The sequence below is a fragment of the Caulobacter endophyticus genome, from assembly GCF_029543245.1.
Classification (GTDB): domain Bacteria; phylum Pseudomonadota; class Alphaproteobacteria; order Caulobacterales; family Caulobacteraceae; genus Caulobacter; species Caulobacter endophyticus_A.
In genome coordinates this window covers 89236-106670 of record NZ_JARQWV010000017.1, presented here as the reverse complement: position 1 = coordinate 106670, position 17435 = coordinate 89236, and the positions used below count along the sequence as shown (strand labels likewise).

Genomic DNA, 17435 nt, shown 5'->3' with positions numbered 1-17435 from the left:
ACTCAAGGGCCTCTGCAACACTTTGCCTATGTCTTTAGTAGATCAGCAGGTTAGCTTTCCGAACGGCCTCTTCGAGGTGACCAACAACTTCGTCCCGAGCGGCGGAAGTAAGCCGTTGCCCACGATCCGGTCCACCATATGGCGCCTGCGTATGATGGAACACCTCCCTGAAAAGCTCCGCCATCTGCAAGATCCTATCTGCAAGGCCGTCCGCAGACTGGTCCCTCAACTGATGATGAGGGAATGCCAGAATTCTATCTCCTCTTGTCGTCAAGCGACTCGCAGTCAAACTGAGGCTCAACGGCGTGGGCCAGTTATTCCGCACCTCATCCACCTGTTCTGCGATCAAAGTCGCCGCGCTCTCCAAAAGGGCCTTTGCCGCCATGTCCAGCGCATCGGCAGCAGCCAGCGCGTCCTTCCGCTGCGCATTGATTGGCATGACAGCGAGGACATAGGCCGCAATAAGCGCCAGCATCGCGCCAACGAATTGCGCCCAGCCAGCTAGATGCTGGTTCCAACTCAGATACTGATTAGCTGTCTCAAACATGCGCACCTCTCGCTAAAAGGTTGCGCGATTCCACCCTCAAGCACAGCCATTCCGAGCAGCCCCACTGCCTGACATACGCACGCTCTTCAAATTGAAGAGGCGCAGTGCCCCGCTAGAGGAATGACGGGCTGAAAAGGTGAATTTCAGCCCGTCTCTGCATCTACCCCTGCACCGACAGCTCGCGCAGGGCCGCGTTGGCGATGGTGAGCTTGGCGAAGGTCCAGCCGCCGCCGGCCTGCTCGATGTCGTCCACCGTGCGCTTGGCGGCCTTGACGCGGTCGGCGCGCAGGGCGGCCCAGGAGGCCACTGCGGCCTTGGCCGAGCTTTCGTCGTCGCCCGCCTGGGCGTTGGCGGCGAACTTCAGCACCGCCTGGGTGATGGCGGCCTGTTCGAACAAAAGGTCCTCGATCAGGCGACGGACGGCCAGGCGCTCGAAACTGTCGCCGCCGACGAACTGGCCGGCCGCCCAGCGCAGGCGGTCGAAGCCGAGGGCCGCACCGACCTGGTGATAGAGGCGGGCGACGTTCTCGACCGACCAGCTGGACGCATTGCCCAGGTCGACGAGGTCGGCGGCCGTGGTCACCGGCTGCAGGGCGGCGACCGCTTCAGCCAGGGCCTGCGGGGCGCCGTCGGCGACATAGGCCTTGGCGCGCTTGGCCGTGGTCTTCTGCTCGAAGCTCGACAGGATGGCCGGGGTAAGACCCTTCAGGGCCGCCACCGACGGACCATAGGCCTCGACCAGTTGCTGGACGCTGGACTTGTCGCGGAAGGCCCGGCGGGCCAGCCAGAAGGTCAGGCTGCGCAGCGCATAGGCCAGGGCCTTGTAAAGCGCGGTCTGGCCCTCGGCCTCGGCCTTGTTGTCCAGCGCCGAGACCTGGTCCCACAGGGCGTCGACGCCCAGGATCTCGCGGGCGGCGGCGAAGCCGACCACCAGGGCCTCGACGTCGCAGCCGGCGGCGGCCTTCAGGCGGCCCGGGAAGGTGGGGCCGCACATGTTGACCATCTGGTTGCCGACCACCGTGGCGATAATCTCGCGCTTCAGACGGTGCTTCTGCATGGCGTCGGCGTACTTATCGAGCGCCTTGGGGAAGTAGCCGCGCAGGGTGGCCTCGAACCAGGGATCGTCCGGCGCGCGCGAGGCGATGATGTCGTCGAACAGATCGAGCTTGCCGTAGGCCAGCAGCACGGCCAGTTCCGGACGGGTCAGGCCCTTCTTGGCCTGGGCGCGATCGGCCATCACCGTGGCCTCAGGCAGGCCCTCGACCTTACGGTCCAGGCGGCCGCGGGCTTCCAGCTCGCTCATGAAGCGGGCGTGGGCCTCCAGCTCCTCGGCGCTGTCGCTTTCAAGCAAGGTCAGCGCCAGGGTCTGGTCGTAGTTGTGTTCCAGCACGTGATGGGCGACGTCGTCGGTCATCGAGGCCAGCAGCGTGTTGCGGTCCGGACGGGTCAGCTCGCCCGAGCGCTCCAGCAGGCCCGTGAGGATCTTGATGTTGACCTCGTGGTCGGAGCTGTCGACGCCGGCGCTGTTGTCGATGGCGTCGGTGTTCGAGTGACCGCCGCTTTGCGCGAACTCGATGCGGCCGGCCTGGGTCAGGCCTAGATTGGCGCCCTCGCCCACCACCTTGACACGCAGATCCGAGCCGTTGACGCGGATGGCGTCGTTGGCCTTGTCGCCGGCCTCGGCGTTGGTCTCGCCCTTGGCCTTCACATAGGTGCCGATGCCGCCGAGATAGAGCAGCTCGGCGCGCGACTTGAGGATCGCGGTCATCAGCTCGGCCGGCGAGACGCTGGCGGCCTTCAGGTCCAGCATGGCCTGGACCTCGGGGCTCAGCGGGATCTCCTTCTGGTTCCGCGGCACGATGGCGCCGCCCTTGGAGAGCTTGCTGGCGTCATAGTCGGCCCAGGACGAGCGCGGCAGCTTGAACATGCGGTCGCGTTCGGCCCACGAGACGGCCGGATCCGGATCGGGATCGAGGAAGATGTGACGGTGGTCGAAGGCGGCCAGCAGCTTGGTCTGCTTGGACAGCAGCATGCCGTTGCCGAACACGTCGCCCGACATGTCGCCGACGCCGACCACGGTGAAGGGCTCGGCCTGGATGTCCTTGCCCAGCTCGCGGAAGTGGCGCTTGACCGCTTCCCAGGCGCCGCGGGCGGTGATGCCCATGACCTTGTGGTCGTAGCCGACCGAACCGCCCGAGGCGAAGGCGTCGCCCAGCCAGAAGCCGTAGCTTTCCGCCAGGCCGTTGGCGATGTCGGAGAAGGTGGCCGTGCCCTTGTCGGCGGCGACGACCAGGTAGGGATCCTCGCCGTCGTGGGCGACCACGGCCGGCGGGGCGATCACCTGGTTGTCGGCGTCGATGTTGTCGGTGATGTCCAGGAGGCCCGACAGGAAGGTCTTGTAGGCGCGGATGGCCTCGGCCTGGATGGCGTCGCGATCGCCGCCGCGCGGCAGCTGCTTGGGATAGAAGCCGCCCTTCGAGCCGACCGGCACGATGACCGCGTTCTTGACCTGCTGGGCCTTAACGAGGCCGAGCACTTCGGTACGGAAGTCGTCGCGGCGGTCGGACCAGCGCAGGCCGCCGCGGGCGACGGGACCAAAGCGCAGGTGCACGCCCTCGACGTGCGGGGCCGAGACGAAGATCTCGCGATAGGGCTTGGGCGCCGGCAGGTCGGCCAGTTCGCGCGAGGCGATCTTGAAGCTGATGTGCGGCTTGTGACCGCCGTCCTCGCCCGCCTGGTAGAAGTTGGTGCGCTGGATCGCGCCGACCAGGGCGGCGATGCGGCGCAGGACGCGGTCGGCGTCCAGGCTTTCCACCGCCTGCAGGGCCTCGGTGATCTTCTCGGCCACGGCCTGCGCCTGCGCCTTGCGGGCGGCGAGGTCGGCGGCGATGGCCGGGTCGAACTTGATGCGGAAGAGATCCAGGATCAGGCGCGCGACGCCCGGATTGTCGGCCAGGGCCGCTTCCTGCACCGCCTGCGACGGGTCGAGACCCGTCTGCTGGCGGTAGCGGGCCAGGGCGCGCACAAGGGCGGCCTCGCGCCAGTCGACGCCCAGCTCCAGCACCAGGCGGTTGAAGCCGTCGCTCTCGGCCTTGCCCGTCCAGATGGCGACGAAGGCGGCCTCGAAGGCGCTCTTGATGTCGGCGAACGACAGGTGCTCGCCCTGCTCGTCGCGCAGCACGAACTCGTGGACCCAGGTGGGGGCCTTGAGGCCGTCGATGGTGGGCTTCAGCTTGAAGCCGTCCTCGATCAGGGCCTTCAGGCCCATGTGCTCGAGGATCGGCAGCACGTCGGCCAGCGGCGCGGCCGCGCCCGGACGATAGAGCTTGAAGCGGAAGGTCATGGCGTCGTCGCCGTCGCGGCGGAAGGCCCGCACGCGCACGGCCTCGCCGGCCTTCAGGTCGTCGACGACGGCGATGTCGGCGAGGGCCTCGGGCGCGTCGTACTGGTCGCGATAGCCGGGCGGGAAGGCGCCGGCCCAGCGGGCCAGGGTGTCGACCACCGGACGGGTGGCGCCGCGCTCGCGGACGATGGCCTCGAAGCGGTCGTCCCAGGTGCGGGTGGTCTCGGCGATGGCCGCTTCCAGCGCGGCCAGGTCCGGCTCGGGATGCACGCCCGGCTTGACGCCGAGGATGTAGTGCACCCGGGCCAGGGGCGCGTCCGAGAAGCTGGGATAATAGGCCGAGACGCGGCCGTCGAAGGCCTGGCTGAGCAGGTCGCCGGCGCGCTGGCGCACGCCGGAGTCATAGCGCTCGCGCGGGACGAACAGCAGGGCCGAGATGAAACGGTCGAACGGGTCGCGGCGGGTGAACAGGCGCACGCGCGGGCGGTCGTAGAGGTGCAGCACGCCGAGCGCCATGGAGAGCAGGTCGCCCTCCTCGATCTGGAACAGCTCGTCGCGCGGCCAGGTCTCGAGGATATTGCGCAGGCGCTTGCCGTTGTGGCTGTCGGGATCCTTGCCGGCCTTGTCCAGCACATGCTCGACCTTGCGGCGGATCAGCGGCACCTCGTGGGCCGGGGTCTCGTAGGCCTCGGCGGTGAACAGGCCGACGAACCGGACCTCGCCCGAGGGCTTGCCGTCGGCGCCGTAGCGGCGCACGCCGACGTAATCCATGTAGCCGCGGCGGTGGACCTTGGAGCGCAGGTTCGACTTGGCCACGACCAGCGGGGCGCCCAGCAACAGGTGGTCGCGCACCTGCGGCGACAGGATCGCCGGCTCGCTCTCGCGGCGCAGGACGGTGCGGGTCTGGTCGCGCAGGACGCCCAGGCTGCCTTCGGGCTGATACAGCGGCTCCTCGGCCGCATAGCCGCCGTCGGCGGTGCGGGGATATTCGTAGACCCGCGCGCCCAGGAACACGAAGTGGTCGCCTTCCAGCCAGTCGAGGAAGTCGACGCCCTCGGCGCGCTCCTCGGCGGCGAGTTCGACCTGGGCGCCGCGCAGTTCGTCGATCGTGCGGCGCATCAGGGCGCGCATGGCGTCGAAGTCGTCGACGGCGCGATGCACGTCGGCCAGGGCGTCGCGGACGGCGGTCAGCAGGGCGTCTTCACGGTCCTGGCCCACAGGCTCCAGCCACACCTGGATCAGCGAGCGGCGCTGGCCGGCCAGCTCGACCATCGGGTGGAACATGGCGCGCACCGAGAAGCCGGTCTCGGCGATGGCGCCCATGATCGAATCGACGAGGAAGGGACGGTCGGGCTGGACGATTTCGAGGACGTCGCCGCCCTTGGCGGTGCGCACGCGCAGGGCCAGGGCCTCATCGGCCGAACCTTCTGCGAAGCGGTAGAGAGCGGCCAGCTCGGCGGCCACGTCGCCGGCGTCGACGCCGGGCAGTTCCTCGGCCGACCAGTCTTCGGCGGCCAGCGCCGCGAACTGGGCCTGGGCAGGGGTGAGCGCACCGCCGAAAGCCGCTTCCAGACCCGCGCTCAGGGCGCTGGAGGCCTGTTGGTTCGTCTTGCGGTCACTATCGCCGACCATGGGATTTCCTCGCGAATTTTTGGCGACAACCTAGCCCTTTCCCGTGCGCGTTCAACCGACACGCCCGAGAACCGAACAATATTTTGCCTAAACTGCTGAATTCCGAAGGAAGCGCCACCCACATTTCTATCCGGGCGTCCTGGCCGTGGATTGTTCGGAAACGCTGCTCCGGACACGGAAGCGCCGCCGGTGGGGGGAGACCGGCGGCGCAGGCCCGCCTTGGGGGGCGGCGGGCGTTTTCCGCGTTCGACGCGCCAGGTAAAGCAGGCCGGCGTCGCGCGGGACCGGGATTGGGGGGCTCCCGGTACCAGACCTAGATAGGAGCGCTTCCAGGAAATTTAAGTCCCTTTTTTCGAACTTGGCTTTTTTCTCGCCAATCCCTGTTTTGCGACGCCGGCCGGGCCGTGCGAGGTGGCCCGCTCGCTGGTCGGATCGCCGTCTTCCGACAGCAGGATGGCGATCCAGCGGGTGCCGTCGAACTGGGCCAGGATCAGCATCAGGGCCACGGTCAGGGGCGTCGACAGGAACATGCCGATGCCGCCCCACAGCGCGCCCCAGACGGCCAGCGACAAGAGGACGACGGTGGGGTCCATGTTCAGGCTGTCGCCCTGCATCCGCGGCAGCACGACATTGCCGACCACGAAGAAGATCACCTGCAGCGCGCCGGCCAGGATCAGCGCCGGCAGCAGGCTGTGGGGGAATTGAACCAGAGCAAACAGCGGCGGCAGGATGCAGCCGATGGCCCCGCCGATGATCGGGATGTAGGCGGCGATGAAGATCAGGAAGGCCCAGAAGAAGGCGTTGTCCAGCCCCACGAGGGCCATCACCGCCCAGGCGGCCACGGCGATCATCAGGCCGGTGACAGTCTGGATCCACAGGTACTGCTCCACGCCGTTGCGGATGCGCTGGAACAGTTGCACCGAGCGGTCGCGCTCGGCGTGATGCGGGAACAGGGCGACGATCTTGCGCGAGAAGCCCCGGCGCGAGGCGATGATGAAGCCCAGATAGATCAGCACCAGCACGGCGTTGGAGGCGAAATTCTGCAGGCTGCCGGCGATGGCGCCGACATATTGCTGCGGATTGAGCTGGGCGATCAGGTCGTCGAGCGTGGGCGCGACGCGGATCCCGAAGAGGCCGGCGATCTTGGCGATCACCTCGTTGAGGCGCGGGGCGTAGGCCTTGGCCTGGCCCACGAAGCCTGCGCCGTTCTCGACCACGATCCACACCGAGCCGCCGAACAGCAGCAGCGACAGCACGATGGCCGTCGGCAGGGCCAGTTTCTCGGGGAACTTGGGCACTCGCACCGTCAGCACGCGGGCGAAGCTGTCGATCATCACCGCCAGGAAGATGGCCAGGACCAGCGGCGTGAGGATGCCGCGCATGTAGTAGAGGGCCGCGCCGGCCGCGACCACCGCCAGGAAGACGACGGCGTTGCGGCTGGTGATCGAGGGCGTGAAGGTCGTCATCGACGGGAATCTCTGCTGGCGTAAGTCTTGGGGACCATTGTTCAGCCCGATTGGCGAAGGACAAGGCTTAGAGCTAGGCTTAAGCCTCAATCATGTAGGGAAGTTGCGCATGACCCTGGCGATCGGCGAAGGCGAGATCCTGATCGGGCTCGGCGAAGGACCAGTCACCCAACGGCTGGACCGCTCAAACCGCCACGGCGTGGTGGCCGGCGCCACCGGCACCGGCAAGACGGTGACGTTGCAGGTCATGGCCCAGGCCTTCGCCGACGCGGGGGTTCCGGTGTTCGCCGCCGACGTGAAGGGCGACCTGTCAGGCGTCGCCGCCCTGGGCACGCCGAACGAGAAGATGCAGGCCCGCGCCGCGTCGATGGACATCACCCTGACCCCGGCCGCCCCGCCGACCATCTTCTGGGACCTGTTCGGCGAGAAGGGCCACCCGATCCGCACGACCATCTCGGAGATGGGGCCGCTGCTGCTCTCGCGCCTGCTGGAACTCAACGACGTGCAGGAAGGGGTGCTGACCATCGCCTTCCATGTCGCCGACCAGGACGGCCTGCTGCTGCTCGACCTGAAGGATCTTCAAGCGGCGCTGAAGTACGTGGCCGACAACGCGGGCGAGATCGGCGCCCAGTACGGCAACGTCTCGGCCGCCACGGTGGGCGCGATCCAGCGCAAGCTGCTCACCCTGCAAACCCAGGGCGCCGAGCACTTCTTCGGCGAGCCGGCCCTGAACCTGGCCGACATCATGCGCACCGACGTGGCCGGGCGCGGCTATGTCAACGTGCTGGCGGCCGACAGGCTGATCCAGTCGCCCAAGCTCTATTCGACCTTCCTGCTGTGGCTCTTGTCGGAGCTGTTCGAAGAGCTGCCCGAGGTGGGCGATCCGGAAAAGCCCAAGCTGGTGTTCTTCTTCGACGAGGCGCACCTGCTGTTCAACGATGCGCCCAAGCCCCTGCTTGAGAAGATCGAGCAGGTGGTGCGCCTGATCCGCTCCAAGGGCGTGGGCATCTATTTCGTCACCCAGAACCCGGCCGACATTCCTGACGCGGTGCTGGGCCAGCTGGGCGCGCGCGTACAGCACGCCCTGCGCGCCTACACCCCCGCCGACCAGAAGGGGCTGAGGGCCGCGGCGCAGTCGTTCCGGGTCAATCCAGCCTTCGACACCGCCGAGACCATCCAGGCCCTGGGCGTGGGCGAGGCCCTGGTCTCGGTGCTCGACGCCAAGGGCGCGCCCTGCGTGGTGCAGAAGACCCTGATCCGCCCGCCGGCCTCGCGCCTGGGCCCGCTGACGCCGGAAGAGCGCGCCGCCGCCATCGCCAAGAGCCCGGTGGCCGGCCTCTACGACACCGCCCAGGACCGCGCCTCGGCCTACGAGACCCTGCAAGGCCGCGCCGCCCAGGCCCAGAAGGGCTCGGCGGCCGCCGCATCCGCCGCCGAGGCCGAGCGCCAGCGGGCGGCCGAAGAGAAGGTGCGCGAGCGCGAACGGGCCCGGGAAGAACGCGAGGACGCCCGCGCCTCCCGGCCGCGCGCTTCGTCCAACCGCCAGGGCATGGCCGAAACCTTCGCCAAGTCGCTGCTGCGGACGGTGGCCAGCCAGGCGGGCCGCGAGATCATGCGCGGGCTTCTGGGGGGATTGAGCCGGAGGCGGTGACGTCCGGAATCCCTCTCTCTTAGAGAGAGGGAGGGGCCCGCCGCCGCAGGCGGTGGGAGGGTGAGTGGTTACGGCCTGGCCGATCGAAGCGCAGCCAGGATCTCGTCGGCGGTCCCGCCGGGATCGGCCAGCACCCGCTCGTTGGGGAACCTCAACACCACGTATCCAAGCTGCTCCAAGTTTTCGGTGCGCTGGTCGTCATAGTCTTCACGACCGTCGTGAGCCGCGCCGTCGAGCTCCACGATCAGCTTGCCCGCCTCGCAGACGAAGTCCGCGAAATAGCGGCCGATCGCAATCTGCCGCATGAACTTGAAGCCTGAGAGCCGACGGTTGCGGACAAGGGCCCAAAGCGTCTTTTCCGCCAGGGTCTGTTTCTGGCGAAGGCAGCGGGCGTAGGCGGTCCTGTCCATGACCCAAGCTGGGCATGGCGTTCCTGCGTTCTCAATCAGAGGAACTGGGATTTTCCTGTGAGGGCGAAACCACTCACCCTCCCACCGCTGCGCGGCGGGCCCCTCCCTCTCTCTAAGAGAGAGGGATCATCTTGGACCGCCCCCCGACCGCCTCGGCCAGCGCCCGGTGCAGCTGCTCGATCCGGAACGGCTTGCGCAGGACCGGCCAGGGCAGGTCCTCCAGCGCAGCGGCCAGGCGGTCGCCGGCGTAGCCCGTGGTCAGCAGGACGGCCGTGCGGGGCGCGCGTTCGGCGACGATGCGGCCCAGCTCCACGCCGCTGACGCCTCCGGGCATGACCAGGTCCGACAGCAGGACGTCGAAATCGGGCTCGGCCTCCAGCCGGGCCAGGGCCGCGCGGCCATGCTCGGCGGTGACGACGATGCAGCCCAGTTCGGTCAGCGCGCCCTCGGTGATGGCCCTGACGCTGGCGTCGTCCTCGACCAGCAGCACCCGCACCCCGGTCAGATCGGCGACCGGGGCGTCCTCGGCGCGGGGTGCGACAACGCCGTCGGAGGCGGCGACGGGCAGGTGCAGCGACACCGTCGTTCCCCTGCCCTCCTGGCTGTCGATGGTCACCGCCCCGCCGCACTGGCGCACGAAGCCGTAGACCTGGGCCAGGCCAAGGCCCGTGCCCTTGCCCACCTCCTTGGTGGTGAAGAACGGTTCGAACACCCGGCCCAGCACCTCGGGCGGCATGCCGTGGCCGGTGTCGGACACCGCCACGCGGACATAGTCGCCGGCCGGGGCCTCGCCCGCCTGGCCGTCCTCCAGCCGCTCGGACGAGACCGCGACGGTGATCGTCCCGTCCTCGGGCGTGGCGTCGACGGCGTTGACGACCAGATTGAGCAGGGCCGCCTCGAACTGGGCGGCGTCGACGCGGCTGGAGCCGGCCTCGGGGTCCGCGCGGACCACCAGGCTCTTGGCGTCGCCGACCGCGCGGCGGACCAGGGGCTCGACCTGGAGGATCAGGCCGGCGATGTCGACGACCTCGAGCTTGAGTTCCTGGCTGCGCGAGAAGGCCAGCAGCTGGCGGGTCAGGCGCTCGCCGCGCTGGCCGGCGGCCAGGGCCGCCTCGCCCAGGCGCCGCACGCGAGCCACGTCGTCCGGGCGCTTGAGGATCATGTCGAGCCCGCCGACCATCACCGTCAGCAGGTTGTTGAAGTCGTGGGCCACCCCGCCGGTCAGGCGGCCGACGGTTTCCAGCCGCTGGGATTGGGCGAGCGCCGCCTCGGTCTTGGCGCGCTCGGCGATGCTGGCCTCCAGGGCGGCGGTGCGCTCGGCCACGCGGGCCTCCAGCTCCAGCGTGGTCTCCACGACCTCGGTATTGTCGAAACAGCTGCCGATATAGCCCTGGAACTGGCCGTAGGCGTCGTGGCGCGGGGCGCCGGCGCTGCTGATCCAGCGCCAGGCGCCGTCGGCGCGGCGCAGGCGGAAGGCGGCCCGGAACGGCCGGCGGGCCGCGATCGCCGCGGCCGCCTCGGCCTCGGCGGCGTCGAGGTCGTCGGGATGCACGCCGGCCGCCCAGCCGCGCCCCAGTTCCTCGTCCATGCCGCGGCCGGTGAACTTCAGCCAGGCGTCGTTGAACCAGATGCAGGCCCCGTCGACGCCCGAGATCCAGATCATCACCGGGGCGGCGTTGGCCACGCCCCGAAACTGCTCCTCGCTGGTGCGCAGGGCGGCCTGGGCGCGGCGCTCGCGGGTCACGTCGCGAAAGGTCACCGCCAGGCCCTCGGTGATGCGCACGCCGCTGGAGCGCACCCAGTGCTCCTCGCCGTCGATCACCCGGCGCACCTCCAGGTCGTCGGGACCGCCCTCGTCCAGCAGGCGGGTCAGGCGCTCGATCATCTGCTGGCCGGTCTCGTCGCGGAAGACGTCGCGCACCCGACGGCCGATCAGGCTGGAGACGCCGCGCGGCCGCAGGGCCTGGGCGGCGGGGTTGGCGTAGGTCCAGCGGAAGTCGTCGATCCGTCCGGCCCGCCGCACGGGCTCGAGGATCACGAAGGCGTCGAGCGAGGCGTCCTGGGCGATACGGAAACGCTCCTCGGCGGCCAGGCCGCTGCGTACGGCCAGCCGCAGGGCGGCGACGAACAGCACGATCAGGCCGCTGCTCAAGCCGAAGGTGGCCAGTTGAGCGGCCTGGGCGGTGTCGAGCGGGCCGCTCATCCACAGCAGACGGACCAGCAGGGCGCTGACCAGCACCGAGGCCAGCCCCGCCCACAGGCCGCCGACCAGCGCGGCCAGCATCACCGCGACGAAGAAGGGCGGGAAATTGCTGGGGTGATCGGTCAGGCTGGCCGCGCCCACGCGGGCGGCCGCCGCCAGCCCCACGGCCGCGCCGGCCAGGCAGAACCGAAGAACCGGGCGGTCGACCGACGACGCGAACCGGATCGTCGCCCGACTGAGAAACTGGCCCATTACGCTAGCCCCGCGCCGCCGAGCGCACCCCCGCCGGCGACGCTGATGCTAACGCCGACGCACGGTAGAGGTTCCCGCGCAGGTTGACGCGCTCAGGCCGCGCCGCGAGTCTTGGTTTCGCTGTTCGCGGCGGCGGCGGCCTCGCGAGCCAGGGTCCAGGCCGACAGGCTGTCGATCGGACCCGGACGGCCGATGGCGTAGCCTTGCAGCTCGGCGCAGGACTCGCCGCGCAGGAAGTCGATCTGCTCCTGGGTCTCGACGCCCTCGGCCACCACCGGGATCTCCAGGCTGCGGCCCAGGCCCAGCACGGCGCGCACGATGACGGTGGCGCGGTCGTGACGGTGGATGTTCTCGACGAAGCTCTTGTCGATCTTGATCTTGTCGAACGGGAAGGACTGGAGCGTCGACAGCGACGAGAAGCCGGTGCCGAAATCGTCCATGGCGATGCGAACGCCCAGGGCCTTCAGGCGGCGCAGGTTGTCGAGCGCGCGCTGATAGTCCTTGAAGAGAGCGCTTTCGGTGATCTCCAGCTCCAGGCGCGAGGGCGACAGGCCGGTGGCGATCAACACCTCGTGCACGAGGGTCGGCAGGTTGGGCTGGTTCAGCTGCAGCGGCGACAGGTTGACGGCGATGCGCAGCGGGCGGTCCCAGCTGGCGGCGTCGGCGCAGGCGCGACGCAGGACCCACTCGCCCAGCTGGGTGATCAGGCCGTTTTCCTCGGCCACCGGAATGAACTCCAGCGGCGGGACCATGCCGCGCACCGGATGCTTCCAGCGCACCAGGGCCTCGAAGCCGCAGACCTCGCCGTCGGCGGCGCGGGCCAGCGGCTGGTAGAACACCACCAGCTCCTCGTCGGTGATGGCTTGGCGCAGCTCGCGGGCCAGGGTGCGACGTTCACGGATGGTCTCGTCCATCTCGCGCTTGAAGAAGCGATAGACGCCGCGGCCGCTTTCCTTGGCGCGGTAGAGGGCCATGTCGGCATTGGCCAGCAGCGCCTCGGCGGTGCGGCCGTCATCGGGGAACAACGAGACCCCCAGGCTGGCGCCCATGGCCAGGTCCTGGCCTTCGTAGACGGCCGGAACCGACAGCTGCTCGAGCACCCGGCCGGCCAGTTCGGCGGCGGCGGCGGGCTGATCGCCGGCGGCGATCTGCACCAGGATGAACTCGTCGCCGCCCAGGCGCGCGGCGAAGGACGGGGCGGTGACCGAGTCCTGCAGGCGGCGGGCGGCCTCGACCAGCAGGGCGTCGCCGGCCAGGTGGCCGTGCAGGTCGTTGGCTTCCTTGAAGTGGTCCAGATCGATGCAGACCAGCGATAGGCTCTCGCCCGAGGCCTCGACGCGCTCCAGGGCCGCGGCAAGGCGCGCTTGCAGCGAGTTGCGGTTGGGCAGGCCGGTGAGGCCGTCGTGTTCGGCCAGGTAGCGGATCTTCTCCTCGGCCGAGCGGCGCTCGCGCAGGTCGCGGATGGCCAGCACGGTCAGGCCCGAGGTCTCGGTGCGGGCGCCGTCGTCCATCAGGCGCGAGAACACCTCGACCGGAATGGCGCGGCCGCCGGCGACCGGCTGAAGCAGGCCCTCGCGGCGCACGCCCTCTCGGGCTGCTTCCTTGCCGTCGAAGGTCAGCATGGCGTTGTAGAGCGGCTTGCCGACCAGCTCGCCCAGGGGGGCGCCGGCGAGTTCGGCGAAGGCGGCGTTGGCGTCGTTGATGCGGCCGTCCTGGACCACGACGATGCCTTCATAGGCGGCGTTGGCCAGGCGGCGGATGCGGTCCAGCGCCGAGCGGCTGGTCGACGACTCGATGGTCACCGCGCCCAGGCCGCCCAGGATGATCAGGCCGGTGATGGCGGTCACCGCCAGGGTCAGCATGGCGCCGGAAAGCAGCTGCTCGGGGACCACGACGTTGACGTCGGGAACGATGGTGACCGCGCCCATGCCGGTGAAGTGCAGGCCGCAGACGCCGAGCGTCAGCGCCGTGCCGCCGATCAGCTGCTTGGCCAGCGAACGGGCGCGGCCGGCGATCACCAGGGCGGCGGCCGAGAAGACCACGCCGATGACGACCGAGGCGGCGACGGTGGCCTGTTCCCAGACGACATAGCCTTGGGTGACGAAGGCCGACATGCCGGTGAAGTGCATCGCCCCGATGCCCAGGCCCAGCAGCAGGCCGCCGGCGCAGTCGTTGGTGCGGGTGCGCTCGGCCGAGGCCACGGCGAAGCCGGCGGCCATGAACAGCACCGCGATCATCAGCGACAGCAGGGTGCCGGCCGGGCTGTAGCCGGTCTTCAGGCCCGGGTCGTAGGCGACCATGGCGATGAAGTGGGTGGCCCAGACGCCGGAGCCGGCGACGAGGCCGGTGAGCAGCAGCCACGCGCCGCGCACCAGGCCGCGCGCGCCGCGCAGGCGTGAAAAGAGCCGAAAGGCCGTGAAGCAGGCGGCGAAGCAGACAAGGCCCGCGACGAGCACGAGCCTGAAGTCGTGCTGCCCCGTCAGGCAGGTCAGAACCTTCAGCAAAGGCGTTCCCCCAGAGTGGTCCTACCCACTCTGTGCGGAAAGATACAAAAAAATGGTTTCCAATACGCGGTCAGGTAGTTTCAGGCGCGGCCTAACGCCGCGCCACACGGTGAATCGCTTCTTAACCGGCAGCAGGCCGCGAAAGATCTCCCGCCTGCTTTTGGGCTCTTAAAAGAAACGCTCGCCGATACGGACCGTGTCGCCGGGCGCGACCTGGGTCGAGGGCGTCAGCTCCATCTTGGTCTCTTTCTCTTCGCCGAGACGCTTGATGTAGACCTTGTTCTTGTCGGCCCGGTAGGTGTAGCCGCCGGCGGTGGCCACGGCGTTCTGGACGGTCAGGCCCGAGGTATAGGGATAGGTGCCCGGCTTGCTGACCTCGCCCAGGATGTAGAACGGGCGGAAATTCAGAACCTCGGCGCTGACGCGCGGCTGCTTGAGATAGCCGTTACGCAGGGCGGTCTCCACGGCCTCCTGGAACTGGCGGACGCTGAGGCCGGCGGCCTTGATCTCGCCCAGCAGCGGCAGCGAGACCAGGCCCGAGCCGGTGACGTAGAACTCGCCCGACAGGGTGGGCTCGCCGAAGACGGTGACGCGAACCTTGTCGCCCGAACCCAGCTGATAGTCGGGATCGACGGCCCCGGCGGGCGCGGCCATGGACGGGGCGACAGGCGCGGTTTGCGGCGCCGCAGCAGCGGCGGCGGGCGGCGGCGGGACGGCGTCCTGAGCATTGGCGATCGGCGCGGCCGCGGTAAGGGCCAGGCAGAGCGAAGCCGCCCGAATAAAGCGTCGAACGGTAATCATTCTCGTCACGTCTCTCGGCTGCATCCCTCCCCCGATCTCATCGCATGGAGACTCGGGGGCCACAAGCTTCACACCGGGACGGGGCGTCGTTTTCGCGCTTGCAGCATTGTCGGTGCATCCTGCCCCACGCGGACGGCGGTCAGGACGCCCGTCGCATAGGCCCCGGTGTCGACATTGATCCGGTCACGGCCCAGGAACGGCTCCTCGTCGGGGGTGTGGCCGTGCACCACAACCATGTCCAGGCCGTGCGGCTGGTGCAGGAAATCGCCCCGGATCCACAGCAGGTCCTGCGGGTCCTGTTCGGCCAGGCCCCGGCCCGGCCGCACCCCGGCGTGCACGAACAGATAGTCGCCGTAGACGGCGGTCAGCTCGAGCTGGCGCAGGAACTCCAGGTGCTTGAGCGGCAGATTGCGCTGGAACTGCTCCTGGGCCGCGCGCCAGGGCTCGGGATCACGCCCCACCGGCCGCGCCACCCCATAGGAGGCCAGGGTCTCGCCGCCGCCGAACTCCACCCAGACCGGCCCGCCCTCGGGGCTGTCGAGAAATTGCAGCAGGGTCTGTTCGTGGTTGCCCATCAGGGCCCGCACCTCGAAGCCGGACGCGCCGCCCGAGGCGGCCTTCAGCGCGGCGATGCGCTCGATCACCCCGGCCGAGTCCGGCCCGCGGTCGACATAGTCGCCGACGAACACGATCACCGGCCGATCCTGCCGCCCCAGCGCGGCGAAATCGGCCGCCACCACATCGAGCAACTGGTCCAGCAGGTCCAGACGGCCGTGAATATCGCCCACGCCGTAAACCACTCGGCCGTCGGTGGACGCCGTTTGCGACTTGGATCGGGACTTGGGACGCAGGAAGCCGAAGACCATGGACCTGAAGACGATGGAGGAGGAGCGGAAGGGTCGAGAGTCAAAATGCCTTACGCGCAAGGCTGCTTCAACCATCGCATCGCAGATTTACGATAAATAAACCGAGATTCTCGACGACGATTTAACCGTGAAAATTCACTTCCAATCAATAATAACAGTAAATAAACCAGATTGATTAGAGGTTAAAACACCAAGCATTTTGACCTCGAATTCAATGGAAATGCCGATGATGAGCTCACGAACTTCGCGAGCCCGTCATGAAGATCTGCAACCTCGTCAAGACCGCCGCCGACTACGGCGCGCCGACCCGGCTGATCGAGACCACGGTCGAGGTCAACAGCGCCCGCAAGAAGGCCATGGCCGACAAGGTCGCCGCCGTGCTCGGGACCGAAGACCTCGCCGGCAAGACCGTCGGCGTGCTGGGCGTGACCTTCAAGCCCAACACCGACGACATGCGCGACGCCCCCAGCCTCGACATCCTGCCGGCCCTGCAGGCCAAGGGCGCCAAGGTGCGGGCCTTCGACCCCGAAGGCCGTCATGAGGCCGAGGGCCTGCTGCCGGGCGTGGAGTTCGTCGCCGGCCCCTACGAGGCCGCCGACCAGGCCGACGTGCTGCTGATCCTCACCGAGTGGGACCAGTTCCGCGCCCTCGACCTGGAACGCCTCAAGACCCTTCTGGCCGCCCCGGTCGTCGTCGACCTGCGCAACGTCTACAAGCCGCATGAAATGGTCCGCCACGGCTTCACCTACGCCTCGGTGGGGCGCGGGGCGTGAGCGCCGGACCCGTCATCGTCACCGGCGCGGCCGGCTTCATCGGCATGCACGTGGTCGAGCGCCTGCTCGAACGCGGCGAAACGGTGATCGGCGTCGACGTCTTCAACGCCTATTACGACCCGGCCCTGAAGGACGCCCGCGCCGCGCGCCTGGAGGGCCGCCCGGACTTTGAGATGATCCGCATGGACATCGCCGAGCACGAGGCCCTGCTGGCGCTGGTCAAGGCGTCGGGCGCCAAGCGGATCGTCCACCTGGCCGCCCAGGCCGGGGTGCGCTACTCGATCGACAACCCCTTCGCCTACGAGCGCTCGAACCTGGCCGGCCACCTGTCGGTGCTGGAGGCCTGCCGCCACGGCGGCGTCGAGGCCCTGGTCTACGCCTCGTCCAGCAGCGTCTATGGCGAGCGGCCGCTGGCCGGCGAGGGCTTCAAGGAAAGCGACCCGGCCGAGGCGCCGGTGTCGCTGTACGCGGCCACCAAGCGCTCGTGCGAGCTGCTCAGCCAGAGCTACGCCAGCCTGTACGGCTTCCCGCAGGCGGGCCTGCGGTTCTTCACGGTCTACGGCCCCTGGGGCCGGCCGGACATGGCCTATTTCAGCTTCACCCAGAAGATCCTGCGCGGCGAGCCGATCGAGGTCTATGGCGAGGGGCGGATGGCCCGCGACTTCACCTATATCGACGACATCGTCGACGGCATCGTCGGCGTGCTCGACAACCCGCCGCCACGCGGCGGGCACGAGGTCTACAACATCGGCGACAGCAACCCCGTCGGCCTGATGGACATGATCGCGGCCCTGGAGAGCGCGATCGGCCGCCAGGCGCAAAAGGTGTTCCTGCCGATGCAGCCAGGCGACGTGCCGGCCACCTATGCCGACGTCTCCAAGCTGCACGCCTTGACCGGCTACAAGCCGAAAGTCGGCGTCGAGGAAGGCCTCCAGCGCTTCGCGGCCTGGTACGCCGACTTCTACGGCCGCTGAGCCGTCGGCCCGA

Annotated in this window: 10 protein-coding genes and 1 pseudogene; 3 read left to right on the top strand and 8 right to left on the bottom strand. The window is 68.9% G+C overall.

The annotated features are described in order from the left end of the window. Positions 1-34 precede the first annotated feature (34 nt). From P7A99_RS16915 to P7A99_RS16905, 3 genes are all read right to left on the bottom strand, one after another. On the bottom strand, positions 35-547 hold the full coding sequence (locus P7A99_RS16915; protein ID WP_277794942.1) for a hypothetical protein: 513 nt from the start codon (positions 545-547) through the stop codon (positions 35-37). A 160-nt stretch (positions 548-707) separates the two neighbouring features. Then, positions 708-5522 (bottom strand): NAD-glutamate dehydrogenase, encoded by a 4815-nt coding sequence (locus P7A99_RS16910; RefSeq protein WP_277794941.1) that lies wholly within the window; start codon positions 5520-5522, stop codon positions 708-710. A gap of 338 nt (positions 5523-5860) precedes the next feature. Then, positions 5861-6988, bottom strand: a complete 1128-nt coding sequence (locus P7A99_RS16905) for an AI-2E family transporter (protein WP_277794940.1) — start codon at positions 6986-6988, stop codon at positions 5861-5863. A 109-nt stretch (positions 6989-7097) separates the two neighbouring features. On the opposite strand from P7A99_RS16905, the gene P7A99_RS16900 reads away from it, so the two are divergent. Then, positions 7098-8639, top strand: a complete 1542-nt coding sequence (locus tag P7A99_RS16900; RefSeq protein WP_277794939.1) for a helicase HerA-like domain-containing protein — start codon at positions 7098-7100, stop codon at positions 8637-8639. A 68-nt stretch (positions 8640-8707) separates the two neighbouring features. On the opposite strand, the gene P7A99_RS16895 is transcribed toward P7A99_RS16900, so the two are convergent. The 5 genes from P7A99_RS16895 to P7A99_RS16875 form a co-directional block, all read right to left on the bottom strand. Then, a complete protein-coding gene (locus tag P7A99_RS16895) occupies positions 8708-9049 on the bottom strand; it encodes an endonuclease domain-containing protein (RefSeq protein ID WP_277794938.1) in 342 nt (113 codons plus the stop codon). Positions 9050-9161: 112 nt separating this feature from the next. After that, entirely contained in the window at positions 9162-11504 is a 2343-nt protein-coding gene (locus tag P7A99_RS16890; protein ID WP_277794937.1) for an ATP-binding protein, read from the bottom strand. Positions 11505-11596: 92 nt separating this feature from the next. Beyond that, complete coding sequence (locus P7A99_RS16885; RefSeq protein WP_277794936.1) at positions 11597-14008, bottom strand: EAL domain-containing protein; 2412 nt, start codon at positions 14006-14008, stop codon at positions 11597-11599. A gap of 168 nt (positions 14009-14176) precedes the next feature. Further along, positions 14177-14809: a polysaccharide biosynthesis/export family protein gene (locus P7A99_RS16880; protein ID WP_277794935.1), complete on the bottom strand. Its 633-nt coding sequence runs from the start codon at positions 14807-14809 to the stop codon at positions 14177-14179. Positions 14810-14877: 68 nt separating this feature from the next. Beyond that, entirely contained in the window at positions 14878-15597 is a 720-nt protein-coding gene (locus tag P7A99_RS16875) for a metallophosphoesterase family protein (protein ID WP_277794934.1), read from the bottom strand. A 350-nt stretch (positions 15598-15947) separates the two neighbouring features. Here P7A99_RS16875 and P7A99_RS16870 point away from each other — a divergent pair. Next, positions 15948-16448, top strand: a pseudogene (locus P7A99_RS16870) (UDP binding domain-containing protein); the annotation flags it as partial. Beyond that, on the top strand, positions 16445-17422 hold the full coding sequence (locus P7A99_RS16865) for an NAD-dependent epimerase/dehydratase family protein (protein ID WP_277794933.1): 978 nt from the start codon (positions 16445-16447) through the stop codon (positions 17420-17422). The pseudogene P7A99_RS16870 and the gene P7A99_RS16865, both read left to right, overlap by 4 nt. Positions 17423-17435: the final 13 nt, after the last annotated feature.